We start from the raw sequence: 16,079 nt of genomic DNA, 5'->3' as shown, positions 1-16,079 counted from the left end.
GGTTTTAACCGAAACGTTGAGTCCGGAGGTTGAGATGAAGGCTATCCGCATCGCGTGCGCTGCTCTTGTCTTGGTCACCGCAAGTGCATGCAGCGACCGAGCCAGAACGGTCGCGACGATCGAACGACCTTCACCCCCGCCGTACCCCGTGAACTTCGATCCCAGCATCTTCGACGAGACGTCGGCCACGATCGACAACGAGTGGTGGCCGCTCAAGCCCGGCACGCAGATGACCTTCGAGGGCAGTGCTTTCGAAGACGGTGAACGGATCCGTCGCCGCGTGGTGTTCACCGTGACCGACCTGACCAAGGTCATCGCCGGCGTCCGCGTCCTCGTCGGATGGGACAGGGACTACAACGACAACGAGCTCTCCGAGTCGGAGCTCATCTTCCTCGCGCAGGACAAGGACGGGAACGTCTGGCATCTCGGAGAGTACGTCGAGCACTACGAGGAGGGCGGCCATTTCGCGGGGGGCCGCCTCTGGCTCGTGGGGTATCTCGAGGGCGCAAAGGCCGGTATCCAGATGACGGCGTCGCCGAAACTGGGCGCGCCCCCTTACTCGCAAGGGTTCGCGCCACCTCCGTGGGACTGGGACGACAACGCGAGGGTCTATCAGGTCGGTCAGAGGACCTGCATCCGCTTGGGCTGCTACTCCGATGTCTTGGTCATCGAGGAGTTCGAACCCGCCATCCCCGGCATCTCTCAGCTCAAGTACTACGCCCGCGGGGTGGGCAGCGTGCGCATCGGCTGGCTCGGCGAGGAGGACGAAGAGCGAGAGACCATGGAGCTCGTTAGGCTCGCCACGCTATCGCCGGACGAGCTCGCGAAGACCCGGGCCACCGTGCTCGAGCACGAGAGCCGCGCATACATGTACGGACTCACCCCGCCGGCGGAGCAAGTCGAAGCGGGCACATGATCGAACGCGCGAGCACAGAAGCCGACGGCTAGGCCGGCCCCCAGCTCGTCTCGTCCGCGCCCCAGCCGCGCATCCCGGCGCGTACCTTCGGGCACTTCGCGCCCGTCGCCGCGCGGGCGTACCAGAGGCCCGCGTCAAGTTCCGTCGTGACGAGCGCGAGGCATAGCGAGGCACCGTCCGGCAAGGGCGCTTGCAGTACAACGACCGGGCTTTCCCCGAACTCCTCCGCGGGGACCTGAACGATCACGGCCGTCCCCCACGCGATGCTTGGGTCGAGGGAGCGAAGGACCTCGAGCTCTCCTCCGGAACCGGCGGCGAACCAGAGGTTGTCGACGTAGTAGACCTGCTGAGCCTCGAGAGCGTCGACGATCACGGTCCGCGCGATCTCCCCCGGGGTCTGCGGTGTCGGCGAACCCGTCGCGATGGGCGACGCCTGCGGGTTCAGCCCGGGCACGTCCCCCGCGGGCCCGAGCAACGCCAGAGCCACCAGCGGCCCGAGGAGGAAACGGCGTTGCAGCGCGGCAGCGTCCACGCTGCCAGGATAGCCCGCGCGAACGGCCCGGCCCCGAGAGGCCGGAGCTAGACGAGCAGGAGCGATCCGAGTAACGCGTCTGCGGCCTTGCGATCCCCTTCGACCTTGAGCGCACCCGCAGCCTCGGCGTCCTGCCAGGGGTCGCGCCGGGCGGCGACCATGGCGAGCGCCGCCGTCGGTGCCGTGATCCGGGCCTCGGGGGCGTCGAGTCCGTAGCCGTAGCGCCGCAACCCGAGATCGATCCCCAGCGTCGGCAGGTCGATGTCACTGAACGCCAGCGAAACCTTGCCCGAGGCGTCGGCGGGGATCCTGGGGAACGTTTGGACCGGGATCCCGGCGTGGATCTGGCGCGCGATCGGCAGGACGGAAGGGGGCGCGTCGTCGGCCTGGATCCCGAACACCCGCCGCAGGTCCTCCAAGTGCACCCACTCGTCGTAGATGCGGAGCGACGCGAGCCAGGACAGCGAGACCCGTCCGAACGGCGTCGGCATGACGCGTCGCGCGAGCCCGGCGGGGATCACACCGCTCAACCGCTCGATCCGGCGGGCCCACACCTCGAGCCCTTTGAGGATCTCGGGGATCGGACGGTCTGCCCAGCGTGCCGCCTGCTTGTCGTTCCAGACCTCGATCTTCGACAGCGCCTCGTCGCCTCGCCTGGAGAAGCCGACGGTCAGGAGGCGCCCGGTGAGCGTTCCCTCATCGCTCGAAACCAGGTGACCGGCGACCTCGCGCACGCGCCACCGGGGCACGATGATCCGCTCCCAGTCCGCCTCGGAGATGCTGCGCAGCAGCGCGACCGTCCGCTCCCGCTGGGCCTTCACGCCGGCCAGGACCTGATCCTTGTCGAAGTCGAAGACCGATCCGTGTGACGCGGAGGGAACCTCAGTCCAGCCGTTCGATGACGATCGCATTCGCCTGCCCGCCCCCCTCACACATCGTGTGGAACCCGGTCCGCGCGCCGGAACGCTCAAGCTCGTGCAGCAGCGTCGTCATGATCCGAGCGCCGCTCGCACCCACCGGATGGCCGAGGGAGATCCCGCTGCCGTTGACGTTGACGACGTCGTGCGGGACGCCGAACGTCTTCTCCCACATGGGCACGATCGACCCCATCGCCTCGTTGCACTCGAACAGGTCGATGTCGGTGAGCTTGATGCCCGTGCGATCCATCAGCTTGCGCGTCGCCGGGATCGGCCCCTTGAGCATGACGATCGGTTCGGTGGCCGCGACCACGAAGTGCTTGAAGCGGGCGCGCGGCTTCAGACCGAGCTGCTCCGCCTTCTCCCGGCTGGCGACCAGGATCGCCGCCGCGCCGTCGGAGATCGGAGACGAGTTGCCCGGCGTCATGTCGGGACTGTCCTCGCGGACCGGCGCCAGCGCTGCCAGGCGCTCGACCGTGGTTCCGCGTCGGATGCACTCGTCGGTCGTCACCTCTTCGATGCTTCCGTCGGCCTGCATCGCCTTGATCGGAACGATCTCACGCTGGAACCGGCCATCGTCGGTCGCCTGCGCGGCACGCCGGTGTGACTCGGCGGCTTGTTCGTCCATGTCGGTCCGCGAGATCCCGAACTCCCTGGCGATCTCTTGGGCGGCCTGGAACTGCGTGTAGAGATTCTGGTTGCCCCCGACCGCCGCGAACCAGTCGTCGGAGAACGCGAAGCCCGGCTGGATCGCGTTCGAGCCGAGCCCGACCCGCGACATCGCCTCGACGCCGCACCCGATCGCGAGGTCGTAGACGCCGGCCATGACGCCCTGCGCCGCGAACGCGACCGACTGCATCGAGGAGCCGCACTGGCGGTCGACGCTCGTCGCCGGCACGTCCCACGGCAGCCCCGCGGCGATCCACGCGTTGCGCGTGACGTTGACACCCTGCTCGCCGGTTTGCGTCACGCATCCGCCGATCACGTCGTCGATCTGGAGCGGATCGACGCCGGCACGCTCGATCAGCGCCTTGAGGACCATGCCGAGCAGATCCGTCGGATGCGTGCCGGAGAGCTTGCCGTTCTTCTTGCCGATCGGGCTTCGTACCGCCCCGACGATCACCGCTTCGCTCATGGCGTCACCTTATCCCCGCCCCTGGCCTTGGCGCGTGCCGCCCGCATCTTCTTGCGCAACGCTTTCGTGGCCGCCGCGTCGACCTCGAGCGAGTAATCGTCGGCCTCGCCGGTCATGACGACGCCGTAGTCGCGTTCGGCGGCCTCGCGGCTGACGTACTCGTCGAGCACGTCGTCGCGAACCTTCTCCGCCTCGCGGTCGAGCGGATCGCCCCACCCTCCGCCACCGCCGCGCTGGTACTCGATCCGCGTTCCGGCGCCGAGCGGCTCGTACAGGGCGGTGTGGGTGATGAGCTTCTCTTCCCCGTTTGGGCCGCGGATGACGAGCTTGTCGGGTGGCCCGTTCTCGCCGCCGGCGACCCCGCGCGACGTGTACTTCATGCTCATGACGAAGGTGTAAAGGCTGCAGTCGGCGGTCGACTCCTTCACCCAGAATGAGCCCGGCTGGCCGCGCCACTTGCCGGGCCCGGCCGTGTCGGTCGTCAGGTCGTTCGAGAGATGGCGCGCCGGGAAGATCGCCTCGTTGATCTCGGCCGTCGCCATGATCAGGTTTCCGAATCCGGCGTTCGCGCAGCCCCAGCCGTCGGTCCCGTACGCGGCCGCGGATGCGGTCGACTGCGTGTCGACCGAGTGGTCGATGAACAGCTTCTGCGACTTCGGGTTGATGCCGAAGAGCACCGTCGGCATGGCGGCCTTGTAGACCTGCGGGCAGGACTTCTCGGGGATGGCGTTCGCCAACGCCATCGCGACCGCTTCGGAGACCTCGCACCCGGGATGATGCGTCCCCATCGACACCGGCTTGCCGACCGGCGGGTTCACGATCGTGTTCTCCGGATACAGGATCTTGATCGGCGCGAACAAACCCTGGTTGCGCGGGATCGTCGAGTCGATCATCGAGCACAGCTGCGCGTAGGTCATCGAGCGCGTGTTGCACTGGGTGGACCACGCCTGCAGCCACGGCCGGTCGTCCGAGCCGGTGAAGTCGATCTCCAACTCGTCCCCCTTGACGTCGACCTTGGCGTGGACCTTCACGTCGGTGTTCCCACGAACGTCGTGGTCGAAGTACGCGTCGGCCTCGTATGAGCCGTCCGGCCAGGAGGAGATCTCCTCACGCATGCGTCGCTCCGAGAATTCGAGCAGCCAGTCGACCGCGCCCTTGACCGCATCGACGCCGTACTGGGCGATCAGCTCCTTGCAGCGCTTCGCGCCGAGCTGCGCCGCGCCGATCTGCGCGCGGAGATCGCCTTCGTAGGTGGGCACGCGGTTGTTGGTGTGGAACAGGTAGATGACGTCCTTACGCTCAACGCCGCCTTCGACGAGCTTCACTACCGGGCATCGGAAGCCCTCGGCCCAAATGTCCATCGCGTCGGCCGGGTAGCCGCCGGGCGTCTGACCCGCGGTGTCGGCGTGGTGGCATTGGATCGAGGCGAAGAGCACGAGCTCGCCCTCGTAGAACACCGGCGAGAAGATGCTCCAGTCGGGCAGGTGTCCCCCGCCGTGGTACGGGTCGTTGCACGCGACGACGTCGCCGTCCTGGAATCCCTCGGCCCCGAAGAACTCGATCCCGAACTGGACCGGGCCCATCGAGGACAGCATGAACTGCGGGATGCCCACCGAGAGCGCGGCCAGACGCCCTTGCCAGTCCATGATCGTCGCGTTGCGCTCGTTCGACTGATTGAGGATCGGCGTCGTCGCGGTGCGGGAGACGTGGATCGCCATCTCGAACGCGATCGTCTCGAGCCCACCGCGGATCACCTCGGCGGTTATCGGGTCCACCGGCACGCGCTTCGCCGGACGCTTCTTCGGAGCTTTCTTCTTGGTCGCGACGGCCATATGCGCGCTCCTTCTACCTCGTTGCCACGTAGTTGCCGAGCCTGTCGAGCTTCACGCTCCATTTCGGCGGTACCACCACGGTCGTGAACGGCTCCTCGATGATCGCGGGCCCGGTGATCTTCTGCCCGGCACGGATCGACGGACCGTCGAACAGCTTGGCCTTGACGAAGCCGCTTCCGAAGTACGCCTGCCGGGTCCCCGACGATCTCGGCGTCGATGCCGACCCCGGAACCCTGCGCAGCTCCGGCTTACCGAGGAGCGCCCGCGAGCGGACCCGCAGCGCCGAGATCATCACGTCCTCGTCGCGCCGGTCGTAGGTGTGCTCCTCGAAGTGCATCTCGTGGAACCGCGCGGCGATCGCGGCGAGCTCCTTCAGCGTGATCTTGCCCTCGACGGGGACGTCGATATCCCAGGTCTGGCCGGGGTACCGGCACTGCGCGAACCGCAGGTGCTTGAAGCGCTTCGTCGGCACGCCCGCCTGCCAGAGCTCTTCGTCGGCTTCCTTCTCGAGCGCGGCGTACACGTCTTCCAGGTGCGCGGCCTCGCTCGCGTCGGATTCGTCCTCGATCCCTTTGTAGATCTCCTCCAGCTTCCCGGGGTCGACGGTTCCCGTCGTCACGAGCGTCGCGCGGACCTTGTCGACCAGGTAATCGGCGACGAGCAGACCCAGCGCCGAGAACGCCGGCGCGGTGCGCGGGATCAAGACCGTGCGGATGCCGAGATCGTCGGCTTGAGCGAGCGCGTGCACCGCGCCGTTGCCGCCGAAGACGACCAGCGCGAACGTCCGGGGATCGTTCCCGCGCTCGGCGGAGACCCGGACGATCGCCTGGTTCATGTGCGCGTTCGTCAGCCAGTGGATCCCCCAGGCCGCCTCGATCGCGTCCATCCCGAGCGGCGTTCCGATCTGCTCCTCGATCGCCTCGGCGACCCCGTCGGACTTCAGCGGGAGGGTGCCGCCGGCGAAGCCGTCCGGGTTCAAGTAGCCGAGCACGAGGTTCGCGTCCGTCACCGTCGGTCGGGTGCCGCCGCGGCCGTAGCACATCGGGCCGGGATCGCCGCCGGCCGACTCGGGGCCGACCTGCAGGCCGCCGGCCTTGACCGACGCGATCGAACCGCCTCCGGCGCCGATCGAGATCACGTCGACCATCGGCAGCGAGATCAGGTACCGGTGAACCCAGTTCCAGAACGACTTGATCGTCGGCTCTCCGCCCTTGACCAGGCAGACGTCGTAGGACGTGCCCCCCATGTCGACGGAGATGAAGTCCTCGATCCCGGCCTCGCCGGCGACCCGGCACGCTCCCATCACGCCGCCGGCCGGGCCGGACGCGAGCGTGACGATCGGCCGTTCGGCCACCGACGGCGCCGCCGCGATACCCCCACTCGACTGCATGACGAGCAGCGGATGCTTGAAGCCGTTGCCGGCGAGCTTCTCGATCAGGTGGTTGAGATAGCGCTTCACGCGCGGCCCGATGTACGCGTTGACGACGGTCGTCGACGTGCGGTCGAACTCCGGCGCGGCCGGGTGCACGCGGTGCGACAGCGAGACCATCTCGAGCTCTGGGAACTCTTCGGCCAGGATCTCGCCGACCCGCTGCTCGTGCGCCGGGTTGACGAACGAGAACAGCAGCACCACGGCGACCGAGGTGACGCCGGCGGACTTGAGCCGCTTCACCTGTGCGCGGATCTCGTCATCGTTCAGCGGTGAAAGCACGTTGCCCTGATAGTCGAGCCGCTCGCCGAGCGTCAGCCGGTAGCGACGCGGCACCAGCTGCGGCGGCGCCGTCGCACTCGGGTCCCAGATGTTCTCGCGGTATCCGCGACGCAGCTCGATCTCGTCGCGACGGCCTTTGGTGACGAGCAGCCCGGTCTTCGCGCCGGTCGACTCGATCATCGTGTTGTCCGCCGTCGTCGTGCCGTGGATGATCAGATCGGTCTTCCCGAGGAACGCCTTCAACGAAAGATCGCGCTGGCCGGCCAGCTGCTCGATGCCTTCCATCACCCCGATCGATTGGTCCGAGGGCGTCGTCGGGTTCTTCCATAGCGCGAACGACCCGTCGGGCTCCACGACGAGGAAATCGGTAAAGGTTCCGCCGACGTCTATGCCAACCCGGTAGCCCATCCCCCGAACCCTCCCTCAGTGGAGCTGAACGTACACGTTCTTCGTCTGCAGATATACGTCGAGCGCCTCGCGCCCACCTTCACGTCCGAGCCCCGACGCCTTGTATCCCCCGAACGGCGCCTGCGCGTTCACCGCGAGCCAGGCGTTGACCCAGACCGTCCCGGCCTGGATGGCTCGCGCCACGCGATGGGCGCGGCTCAAGTCGTTGGTCCAGACCCCCCCCGCCAGCCCGTAATCGGTGTCGTTGGCGATCGCGACCGCCTCGGCCTCGTCGCGGAACGGGATAACGCTGAGCACGGGACCGAAGATCTCCTCTCGCGCGATCCGCATGTCGTTCCGCACGCCGGTCACCACCGTCGGCGGCACGAAGTAGCCGTCGGCGAGGTCGCCGCCGAGCCGCTCGCCGCCGAGCGCCACCGTCGTCGTCGTCCGGGCATCTTCGACGAAGCCCAGCACGCGTTCGAGCTGTGGCGCGCTGATCAGTGGACCCATCTGGGTCGTCGGCTCCATGGGATCGCCCACGGCGAAGGTTCGCGCGAACGCAGTGACCTTGGCCATGAAGTCGTCGTGGATCGATCCCTGGACGAGCAAGCGGCTCCCGGCGATGCACTGCTGTCCGGTGTTCACGAAGCAGCCGACGCACGCCTGGACGGCCGCGGCGTCGAGGTCGGCATCGGCGAACACGATGTTGGCCGACTTGCCGCCGAGCTCGAGCGAGGCCGGGACGAGGCGTCGTCCCGCGGCCTCGGCGACCCCGCGCCCCGTGGCGGTCGAGCCGGTGAACGCGACGACGTTCACGCCGGGGTGCTCGACGAGCGGCGCGCCGGTCTCGGAGCCGGATCCCGTGACGCAGTTGACCACGCCCGGCGGGAACCCCGCCTCGGCGATGAGGTCCATGAGCTTGAGGATCGGCAACGGCGCCAGCTCCGACGGCTTGACGACCACGGTGTTGCCGGCGGCGAGCGCCGGCGCCAAGCGCCAGAGCGCGAGCGACAGCGGCGAGTTCCACGGCACGATCGCGGCGACGACGCCCCGCGGCTCATGGATGGTGTAGTCGAACGTGTTCGCCGCGCTCAACGGGATCGTCGCGCCTTCGAGCTTGTCGGCCCACCCTGCGTAGTACTCGACGTACTCGGCGGTGAAGAGCGCTTCGCCGTGCGTGAACACCCAGGGCATCCCCATGTCCTCGGTCGCGATCCGGCCGAGCTCCTGCGCTTGACCGGCGACCAGCTCCGCGAGCTTGAGCAGCAGCCGCCGGCGAACGGTCGGGGTGGCGTCTCGCCAGCCGCCGTCGAACGCGTTGCGCGCGGCCCGGACCGCGGCGTCGACCTCCTCGGCGGTGCCGATGGGGAACTCGGCGACGGCCTTGCCGGTGGACGGGTTGAGGTCCGTCATCGTGGGACCGGCGCCGGCGCGCCAATCGCCGGCGATGAAGTGCTTGGTCGTCGTCATCCGACCCTCTCGATGATCGCCGCCGAGCCCAGGCCGCCGCCGGCGCACATGGTGGCGCAGCCGTACCGGCCGCCGGTCCGCTCGAGCTCGTGCAGCAGGCTCACGAGGAGCCGCGCGCCGGTCGCGCCGACCGGATGACCGAGCGCGATAGCTCCGCCGTTGGGGTTGACCTTTTCTGGGTTCAACCCGAGCTCGCGCACGCACGCGATGGTCTGGGCGGCGAACGCTTCGTTGATCTCGATGACGTCGAGATCGTCGATCGCGATGCCCGCTCTCTTCAAAGCTTTGGGAACGGCCTCGATCGGGCCGGTTCCCGTGTAGGCCGGGTCGACGCCCGCCGAAGCCCATCCGCGGATCACGGCGCGCGGCGTGAGGCCGAGTTGCTCGGCGCACTTCGCGCTCGTCACGACCAGCGATGCTGCGCCGTCGTTGATGCCGGAGGAATTTCCGGCGGTCACGGTTCCGGCCTCGACGTAGGCGGGGGGCAGCGCCGCGAGCTTCTCGAGCGAGGTGTCGCGGCGCGGCCGTTCGTCGGTGTCGAAGATCCGTGGCTCGCCCCTCCGCTGGGTCACGGGAACGGCCACGATCTCCGGCTCGAAGACGCACGCGTCGATCGCTCGAACCGCGCGCTGGTGCGAGCGCAGCGCCCAACGATCCTGATCCTCGCGGGTGATCCCGAAGCGCTCGGCCGAAGACTCGCCCACGTTGATCCCGACCGACAGCGACGCCATGGCCGGAGGGTGAGACGGCGGGGCGACGACGATCTCGGGAGGCCGGCGCGGGTACGCGCTCGACGGTTTCTTCATCAGCCACGGCTGCTGGCTCATGCTCTCGGCGCCGCCGGTCAGGAACGCCTCGCCTATGCCGGCCCAGATCGCGGTCGCGGCCTGCGTGACCGCCTCGAGGCCCGTGGCGCATGCGCGGATCACCGACATGCCGGGGACATCCTGCGGGACGCCGGCCGCGAGGCCCACGAACCGACCGATGTTCCCGCCGCCGCCGATCGTCTCGCCGAAGATCACGTCGTCGAAGGTCGCCGGGTCGATGCCCGCACGAACGATCGCCTCCTCGGCGACGAGGATCCCCAGGTCCCAGGCCGGCACGGTCGCGAGCGAGCGTCCGGCCTCTCCGATCGGGGTACGGACGGCCGAGATGATGACGGCGGCGTCAGTCACGGTGCTCAAACGCTAGCCCGTGAGGCCGGGAATCGCCAGAGCCGGCCTCTAGGTCTGGACGGCGAACAGGCGCCACTCGTCGGGGATGCCTTTGAGCGTGTGTGTGCCGCGCTCGGAGAAGGCGATACCGGACCCGGCCACCAGGTCCTTGACGGTGCTCGACACGAGAACCTCGCCGGTCTGCGCTTTGGCGCCGACACGCGCCGCGATGTGCACCGCGATGCCGCCCACGTCGTCGCCCATCACTTCGACCTCGCCGGTGTGGAGGCCGACCCGGATCTCGAGGCCGGCTTCCCGGCTGGCTTGCGCGAGCGCGAGCCCGCACCGGATGGCTCGGGCCGGGCCGTCGAACGTCGCGAGGAAGCCGTCGCCGAGCTGCTTCACTTCCCGACCACGGAAGCGTTCCAGTTCGCGGGTCACGAGCGTGTGATGGCGCTCGAGCACCTCGCGCCACAGCGTGTCGCCGAGCGCCGAGGCCTTCTCGGTCGAGCCGACGATGTCGGTGAACATCACCGTCGCGAGGACGCGATCGATCTCCGTCGCGCGTCGCTCCCCGGTGAGGAACTCTTCGACCTCGTCGATGAGCGCGTCCGCGTCCCCCGCGAAGAGCATGTGGTCGATGCCCGGGAGCTCAACGTACGTCGCGCCGGCGATCCGGTCTGCCATCCACTTCGCCGCGTGGCGGTTCACGGCGCGATCGCCCCGGCGGTGCAGCACGAGTGTCGGGACGTGAAGCGTCGGCAGGATCGCGCGCACGTCGATGTCGAGGAACATCATGAACATCTGAACCATCATCGCGGGCGTCGCGGCGTAGCGCTGGAAGCGCATGAACATGTCGCGTGCACCGGGCAAGTCGGCGATGGTCGGCGCCATCACCTCGAGCATGATGCCCTCGCCGATGTACTCGGCCATCTCCATCGAGGACTGCATCAGCGCGTCGGCGGGCGCGGAGAACGGGTAGTCCTCGGCTTCGGTCGTTCGGGCCATGCCCCCGTAGAGGACGAGGGCGGTCGTGCGCTGAGGATAGGTCGCCCCGAACACGATGGACATCGGGGCGCCTTCGGAGACGCCGAGGAGCGCCGCACGCTCGGATCCTGCAGCGTCCATCACCGCACGGACGTCGTCCATCCGCTCTTCCAACGTCGGCGCGCCGACCACCGGATCGGACAGCCCTGTGCCGCGCTTGTCGAAAAGGATCAGGCGCGAGAACGTCGCCAGCCGCTCGAGAACGCGCGCCGCGAGGGGCATGTCCCAGACCATCTCGACGTGGGACACGAAGCCGGGGACCATCACGAGGTCGAACGGGCCCTCCCCGACCACCTGATACGCGATCGAGACGTCGCCCGACTTCGCGTACTGCGTCTTGGGCATCGCCATCAGGCCAACATCTCGTCGAGTGAGCGCTGGGTGCAGCCGTCACAGATGGCCACCATCGAGCCGCCGTAGATCCACTGCACTTCTTTGGGCTTGCGCCCGCAGAACGAGCATCGCGGTCGCCCGCCGGCGGGCCCTTTGGGCGTCCCGCCGGGCGCGCGTCGGCTGCCGGATCCTTCCACAGGGCCGAGGATAGTCTCCCGGTCGGGCCGGGACCACCGTTCGACTACCGGAAGGCGGGGAGGATCGTCTTCGCGAACGCCTCGGTCCCCGAGGTCACGTCGGCGCGTCCGAAGTGGCACACGAAGTGGGTGACTCCGATCTTCTCGTACTCGCGGAGGCGAGCGACGGCTTGCTCGGGCGTGCCGCTGATCGCCACCCGCGCGTAGAGGCGGACGTTGCGGTTCTCGCTCGCGTGCGCACGCTCGAGCCGCCGGGCCATGCGCTCCTCGTCGGTGTCGACCCACACGGGCCCGTAATACGAGATCTCCGGCATCGGGCGGCCTTCGGCCTCGCAGTACCCGCGCAGCGTCTCGGCGCGTTCGGCGACCTCCTCGGGGGTGAGCAGCGGAGCGTTCCACGAGTCGGCGAAGCGCGCGGCAACGCGCAACAGCGAGTTCCCGCGCCCGCCGATCCAGATCGGTGGCCGCGGCTGCTGGAGGGGCTGGGGGCAGTCCGCAGAGCCGTCGGCTCGGTACCAGCGCCCCCGGAACGGGCGTCGCTCCCACATCCCGGTGATCACCTCGAGCGCCTCGGCGAGCCGCTCGGCCCGGTCCGCGGCCTCGAGCCACTCGTACCCGTAGGAGTGGAACTCGGCCTCGTAGCCGCCGGCACCGATCCCGAGGATCAGCCGGCCGTCGCTCATGTGGTCGAGCGTCGCAGCCGCGTTCGCGAGCCAGGCCGGATTCCGGAAACCCTCGGCGAGCACGAGCGGCCCGGCTTTGATCCGTTCGGTTCCGGCGAGCAGTCCGGTGAGCGTCGTCCACCCCTCGTAGGCCGGGCTGCCCGGCGGCACCGCGATCACGCGGAGATGGTCCTCGACCCACACCGAGTCGAAGCCGAGCACGTCGGCGAGCCGGGCGTGCTCGAGGACGGCCTTGAAGGGAGCCCCTTCCTGCGGGATGAGCAAGCCGAAGCGCATCGCTACCCCAGGAAGTCGTGCACGACCGACCCCCAGAGCTCGGTCGTCAAGCCCAGCGACTCGGTGTCGACCCGTTCGTCGTCGCCGTGGAACATCGAGGCGAACTGGCCGAACGAGATCCGCTCACTGAACAGCCCGTAGCCGTAGCAGGTCGCGCCGACCTTCCGGAAGAACCGAGCATCGGTGGCGCCCACGATGATGAACGGCACGGTCTCGGCGCCCGAGAGCCGGCGCGTGTGACTGGTCAGCGTGTCCCACAGAGGCGAATCCACCGGCGATGCGCTCGCTTCCATCGCGCTGGTCGGATCGATCTCGATCATGTCGTAGTACTCACCGAGGGCCTCGCGGAGCATCGCGTGCACGTCCTCCGCGGTCTGCCCCGGAAGCGTCCGGATGTCGACCTGCATCTCGACCGAGTCGGGGATCACGTTGCCCTTCACGCCGCCGTGGAGCACGGTCGGTGCGAAGGTCGTGTGCGTGCAAGCGTGGATCATCCGCGCCATCCCGAGGTCGGGCAGCTCGCCGGCAACCGCTCGCACCTTCGCCGGGTCGAGCAGCGACTCTTTCATCTCGGGGGGGAATCCCATCTGTTCGACGAACCGGCGCCAGGTTTCGTGGATGACCGGCTCGGGCTGGAAGGACGCGAGGCGCTGCACGATCTCCGCCGCCTTCACCAGCGCGTTGTCGGTCCGGAACGGCATCGAGGCATGCCCCGGCGTTCCTTTCACGCGGATCTTGCACCAGTAGGTGCCCTTCTCGGCGACCATGACCGGAACCTTCGGCGTGCCTTGACCGGCGAAGCGGAAGCCGCCCATCTCGGTGAGCACGTAGTCGCAGCGCACCGCGTCGGGCTCGTTGTCGACGAGCCACTTGGCGCCGTACGTTCCCGCGGCCTCCTCGTCGGGAACCGCGAGATAGATCAGCGTTCCCTTGGGTTTGAAGCCGCTGTGGGCGAGCTCTCGAATCGCGACCGCCATCGACGCGGTTAGGTTCAGCATGTCGACCGCCCCGCGCCCCCACACCTCGCCGTCGACGAGCTCGCCGCCGAACGGATCCCGCGTCCATCCGTCTGGGTTCACCGGCACGACGTCGGTGTGTCCCATCAGCATCAGCGACGGCGCATCCGGCTCGGTGCCCTCCATGCGCGCCACCAGGCTCGGGCGGCCCGACACGGCCTCGAACCGCTGCATGTCCAGGCCCGCGCCGTCGAGGAAGGACTCGAGCACGTCTGCGTTTCGGACCTCCTGCCCAGAACCCGGCGTCCCGTCGTTCACGCAGCCGTTGCGGATCATCTGCTGAAGGAGCTCGGTGGTTTCGGCCGTGAGGTCGCTCATGCGGTCGCCTCCTTCGCGGCCTTCAGGACGGCCTCGACGATGTCGTTCGGCGTGATCCCCGCCGCGGCGTCGGGCTGCTCGATCCCGGCGAACACGGTCGTGACGCGCTGGAGAAGCTCTTCGCGGTCGGCGACGTCGGCTCCGGCGAGTGCCGCGGCGACGCCGTCGATCGCTTCCGGGGGCGAGACGTGCATGTCGCCGGCGACGAGCGCCCGCACGATGCTCCCCCGATCGTCGAGTGCCACGCCTGCACGCACGAGCTTCTTCCCTTTCACGTTCGCGAAACCGACCTTCGTGCCCGTCGGCGCCTCGGCACGGAAGCGCCCGGAGGAGATCCGGCGGATGAAGTCCTCCGACGTCACCGAGTCCACGAACTGCTGGACGATCCCCGACTCGTCGGCCGTGAACGGCGACGGATCGAGCTCGAGTCCCGCGACCTCGCGGGTCGCCGTCGCGATCGCGTCCCGAAGTTCCTCGTAGGAGAGGGACCGGCCTCGGATGTCGTCCGGCGTGACGATGTACTCGACGATGTCCTTGATCACTTTGTCGGCGAACTTCTCCTCCGGGACGCGCGCGACACGCCGGTACATCTCGAGGTCGGGTCGTTTCAGGTTCAGGAACCCGCCGACCACCTTGGTGCCGAGCACCGACTGCGTGATGCACGTACCGAGCTTCCGGTCACGCCAACGGATGTCGGAGGACCCCTCGAAATGCGCTTCGCCGAGCCCGAGATCGGAAAGCGCTTTCTCCATCACGGGCCGGAAATGGTTCAACGCTTCGTCGAGGGTCGGGAACCGGTCGTCGCGCATGATCCAGGACCAGACCGCGACCGCCTCGGTGTCGTAGAACGCGGTACCGCCGCCCCAGATCGGGCGCCGGAACACGTCGATCCCCACCTCGCGCGCGGCGTCGAGATCGATCGCCGAATCCACATCGTCGAACCAGCCGACCGTCAGATGGCCCTTCGCCCAGATCATCGTCATGAGCACTTCGGGTCCGCCCTGGACGACCGACGCCGCGATCGCGGGCAGGCGACCGTAGGCCGCGAGGGCCTCGGTCTTTCCGACGTCGATGAAGCGCCAGCGATCACCCACTGCAGATGCGCTCCATCCCCTCCGCGACGACCCGGGTCGCGTCAAGCACCTCGCCCACCGCCCACTTCGAGCGCTCGAGCAGCTCCTCAGTGGTGCAGTAGCGCCCGACCAGCTCGATCGCGCGGCCGGCGTGCTCCTCGTCGGCCTCGAGATGCATGAAGAAGAACTCGAGGTCTTGCTCGGCCAAGCCGTACTTGTCGCGGTACAGCGCGCCGAGGAACGCCATCGTCCGTGTCCGGGCCTCGATGCCGTAAGCCAGCGCGGCGAGACCGACGACGAAGTGCTCGTTCGCGCAGATCGCGAGGATCCGGTCGATCCACTGCCGGCTCTCGGGGATCGGCTCGAGGTCGTAGGGACTATCGATGTCGGCGCCCAGCGCCCGTCCGAAACGCGCGACCAGCTCGGCGTGATCACGCTCGGGCAACCCCTCGCCGTGCTCCTCCCACAGGTTCTCCAGCAAGAGCTCCCGCACGTCGCGCGGCTCGGCCTGCGCGTAGACCGCGGCCACGCAGCGCTTGAAGTTGTCGACCTGGAAGCAGTACGACGGCGCGAAACGGGCGAGCTTGTCCTTGGGGACCTTGCCGTCGGCGAAGTCCTCCAGGAACGGCCGCCCCCCTTCGAACCACACCGAGTTCATGACCTCGGTGAGCTCCTTGTGCACCCGCTCGGCGTCGAGAGTCATCGGAACCTCCTTGGTCAACCGATGATTGCACGTCACGCTCGCTCGTTGCTAGCGTCGCTCCAACCCCAACAGGAGGAAGCGCACATGGGTCTTCTCGATGGAAAGGTCGCCGTCGTCACGGGGTCGGGCCGCGGGATCGGTCGCGGGATCGCGCTGGAGCTGGCGAAGGAGGGCGCCAAGGTGGTCATCAACGACGCCGGCGTCGACGTGAACGGCCGCGGAAGCGACACCGACCCGGCCACCCAGGTGGTGAAGGAGATCGAGGCCGGGGGCGGTGGGGCCGTCGCCAACTACGGCGACGTGTCGAAGTGGGACCAGGCCGAGGGGATCATCGCCGACGCCGTGAAGAACTTCGGCTCGATCGACATCCTCGTGA

Annotated in this window: 15 protein-coding genes; 2 read left to right on the top strand and 13 right to left on the bottom strand. The window is 68.4% G+C overall.

All coding sequences use genetic code 11. The features are described 5' to 3' along the window. The first annotated feature begins 34 nt into the window (after positions 1-34). On the top strand, positions 35-916 hold the full coding sequence (locus tag WEB06_06650) for a hypothetical protein (protein MEX2555291.1): 882 nt from the start codon (positions 35-37) through the stop codon (positions 914-916). Positions 917-944: 28 nt separating this feature from the next. On the opposite strand, the gene WEB06_06645 is transcribed toward WEB06_06650, so the two are convergent. Genes WEB06_06645 through WEB06_06585 form a run of 13 tightly spaced genes read right to left on the bottom strand, consistent with a single transcriptional unit; the run spans position 945 to position 15,703 of the window. Further along, the gene (locus WEB06_06645) at positions 945-1,448 is read right to left on the bottom strand and encodes a hypothetical protein (GenBank protein ID MEX2555290.1); all 504 of its coding nucleotides are present in this window, start codon (positions 1,446-1,448) and stop codon (positions 945-947) included. 47 nt (positions 1,449-1,495) lie between these two features. Continuing rightward, complete coding sequence (locus WEB06_06640) at positions 1,496-2,359, bottom strand: maleylpyruvate isomerase family mycothiol-dependent enzyme (protein MEX2555289.1); 864 nt, start codon at positions 2,357-2,359, stop codon at positions 1,496-1,498. Further along, positions 2,331-3,500 carry a thiolase family protein gene (locus WEB06_06635; protein ID MEX2555288.1) on the bottom strand — a complete coding sequence of 390 codons (1,170 nt, stop codon included), beginning with the start codon at positions 3,498-3,500 and terminating at the stop codon, positions 2,331-2,333. The genes WEB06_06640 and WEB06_06635 overlap by 29 nt, the downstream gene beginning before the upstream one ends. Beyond that, the gene (locus WEB06_06630; GenBank protein ID MEX2555287.1) at positions 3,497-5,332 is read right to left on the bottom strand and encodes a hydantoinase B/oxoprolinase family protein; all 1,836 of its coding nucleotides are present in this window, start codon (positions 5,330-5,332) and stop codon (positions 3,497-3,499) included. The genes WEB06_06635 and WEB06_06630 overlap by 4 nt, the downstream gene beginning before the upstream one ends. Positions 5,333-5,345: 13 nt before the next feature. Next, positions 5,346-7,451 (bottom strand): hydantoinase/oxoprolinase family protein, encoded by a 2,106-nt coding sequence (locus WEB06_06625; GenBank protein MEX2555286.1) that lies wholly within the window; start codon positions 7,449-7,451, stop codon positions 5,346-5,348. A 15-nt stretch (positions 7,452-7,466) separates the two neighbouring features. Beyond that, the gene (locus WEB06_06620; protein ID MEX2555285.1) at positions 7,467-8,903 is read right to left on the bottom strand and encodes an aldehyde dehydrogenase; all 1,437 of its coding nucleotides are present in this window, start codon (positions 8,901-8,903) and stop codon (positions 7,467-7,469) included. Then, on the bottom strand, positions 8,900-10,078 hold the full coding sequence (locus WEB06_06615) for a thiolase family protein (GenBank protein MEX2555284.1): 1,179 nt from the start codon (positions 10,076-10,078) through the stop codon (positions 8,900-8,902). Before WEB06_06615 ends, WEB06_06620 begins: the two co-directional genes overlap by 4 nt. 48 nt (positions 10,079-10,126) lie before the next feature. After that, the gene (locus tag WEB06_06610) at positions 10,127-11,455 is read right to left on the bottom strand and encodes an adenylate/guanylate cyclase domain-containing protein (protein ID MEX2555283.1); all 1,329 of its coding nucleotides are present in this window, start codon (positions 11,453-11,455) and stop codon (positions 10,127-10,129) included. Further along, positions 11,455-11,634 carry a ClpX C4-type zinc finger protein gene (locus WEB06_06605; GenBank protein ID MEX2555282.1) on the bottom strand — a complete coding sequence of 60 codons (180 nt, stop codon included), beginning with the start codon at positions 11,632-11,634 and terminating at the stop codon, positions 11,455-11,457. The genes WEB06_06610 and WEB06_06605 overlap by 1 nt, the downstream gene beginning before the upstream one ends. Positions 11,635-11,678: 44 nt before the next feature. Next, complete coding sequence (locus WEB06_06600; GenBank protein ID MEX2555281.1) at positions 11,679-12,593, bottom strand: LLM class flavin-dependent oxidoreductase; 915 nt, start codon at positions 12,591-12,593, stop codon at positions 11,679-11,681. A gap of 2 nt (positions 12,594-12,595) precedes the next feature. After that, positions 12,596-13,927 carry a M20/M25/M40 family metallo-hydrolase gene (locus WEB06_06595; GenBank protein MEX2555280.1) on the bottom strand — a complete coding sequence of 444 codons (1,332 nt, stop codon included), beginning with the start codon at positions 13,925-13,927 and terminating at the stop codon, positions 12,596-12,598. After that, entirely contained in the window at positions 13,924-15,021 is a 1,098-nt protein-coding gene (locus WEB06_06590) for a hypothetical protein (GenBank protein MEX2555279.1), read from the bottom strand. Before WEB06_06590 ends, WEB06_06595 begins: the two co-directional genes overlap by 4 nt. Continuing rightward, positions 15,014-15,703, bottom strand: coding sequence for an iron-containing redox enzyme family protein (locus WEB06_06585; GenBank protein MEX2555278.1), 690 nt, complete (start codon positions 15,701-15,703; stop codon positions 15,014-15,016). Before WEB06_06585 ends, WEB06_06590 begins: the two co-directional genes overlap by 8 nt. 84 nt (positions 15,704-15,787) lie before the next feature. Between WEB06_06585 and WEB06_06580 the strand changes: the two genes are divergently transcribed. Beyond that, a partial coding sequence (locus WEB06_06580; GenBank protein ID MEX2555277.1) for an SDR family NAD(P)-dependent oxidoreductase occupies positions 15,788-16,079 on the top strand: 292 nt, incomplete at its 3' end.

Source organism: Actinomycetota bacterium, assembly GCA_040905475.1.
Lineage (GTDB): Bacteria > Actinomycetota > AC-67 > AC-67 > AC-67 > DATFGK01.
The sequence above is the reverse complement of the archived record's forward strand: the minus strand, read 5'-3'. Positions and strand labels throughout refer to the sequence as shown.

Coding starts and splice junctions, on each gene's coding strand:
- WEB06_06650 (MEX2555291.1), top strand. CDS start 35: ATGAAGGCTATCCGCATCGCGTGCGCTGCTCTTGTCTTGGTCACCGCA.
- WEB06_06640 (MEX2555289.1), bottom strand. CDS start 2,359: ATGCGATCGTCATCGAACGGCTGGACTGAGGTTCCCTCCGCGTCACAC.
- WEB06_06635 (MEX2555288.1), bottom strand. CDS start 3,500: ATGAGCGAAGCGGTGATCGTCGGGGCGGTACGAAGCCCGATCGGCAAG.
- WEB06_06630 (MEX2555287.1), bottom strand. CDS start 5,332: ATGGCCGTCGCGACCAAGAAGAAAGCTCCGAAGAAGCGTCCGGCGAAG.
- WEB06_06625 (MEX2555286.1), bottom strand. CDS start 7,451: ATGGGCTACCGGGTTGGCATAGACGTCGGCGGAACCTTTACCGATTTC.
- WEB06_06620 (MEX2555285.1), bottom strand. CDS start 8,903: ATGACGACGACCAAGCACTTCATCGCCGGCGATTGGCGCGCCGGCGCC.
- WEB06_06610 (MEX2555283.1), bottom strand. CDS start 11,455: ATGGCGATGCCCAAGACGCAGTACGCGAAGTCGGGCGACGTCTCGATC.
- WEB06_06600 (MEX2555281.1), bottom strand. CDS start 12,593: ATGCGCTTCGGCTTGCTCATCCCGCAGGAAGGGGCTCCCTTCAAGGCC.
- WEB06_06595 (MEX2555280.1), bottom strand. CDS start 13,927: ATGAGCGACCTCACGGCCGAAACCACCGAGCTCCTTCAGCAGATGATC.
- WEB06_06585 (MEX2555278.1), bottom strand. CDS start 15,703: ATGACTCTCGACGCCGAGCGGGTGCACAAGGAGCTCACCGAGGTCATG.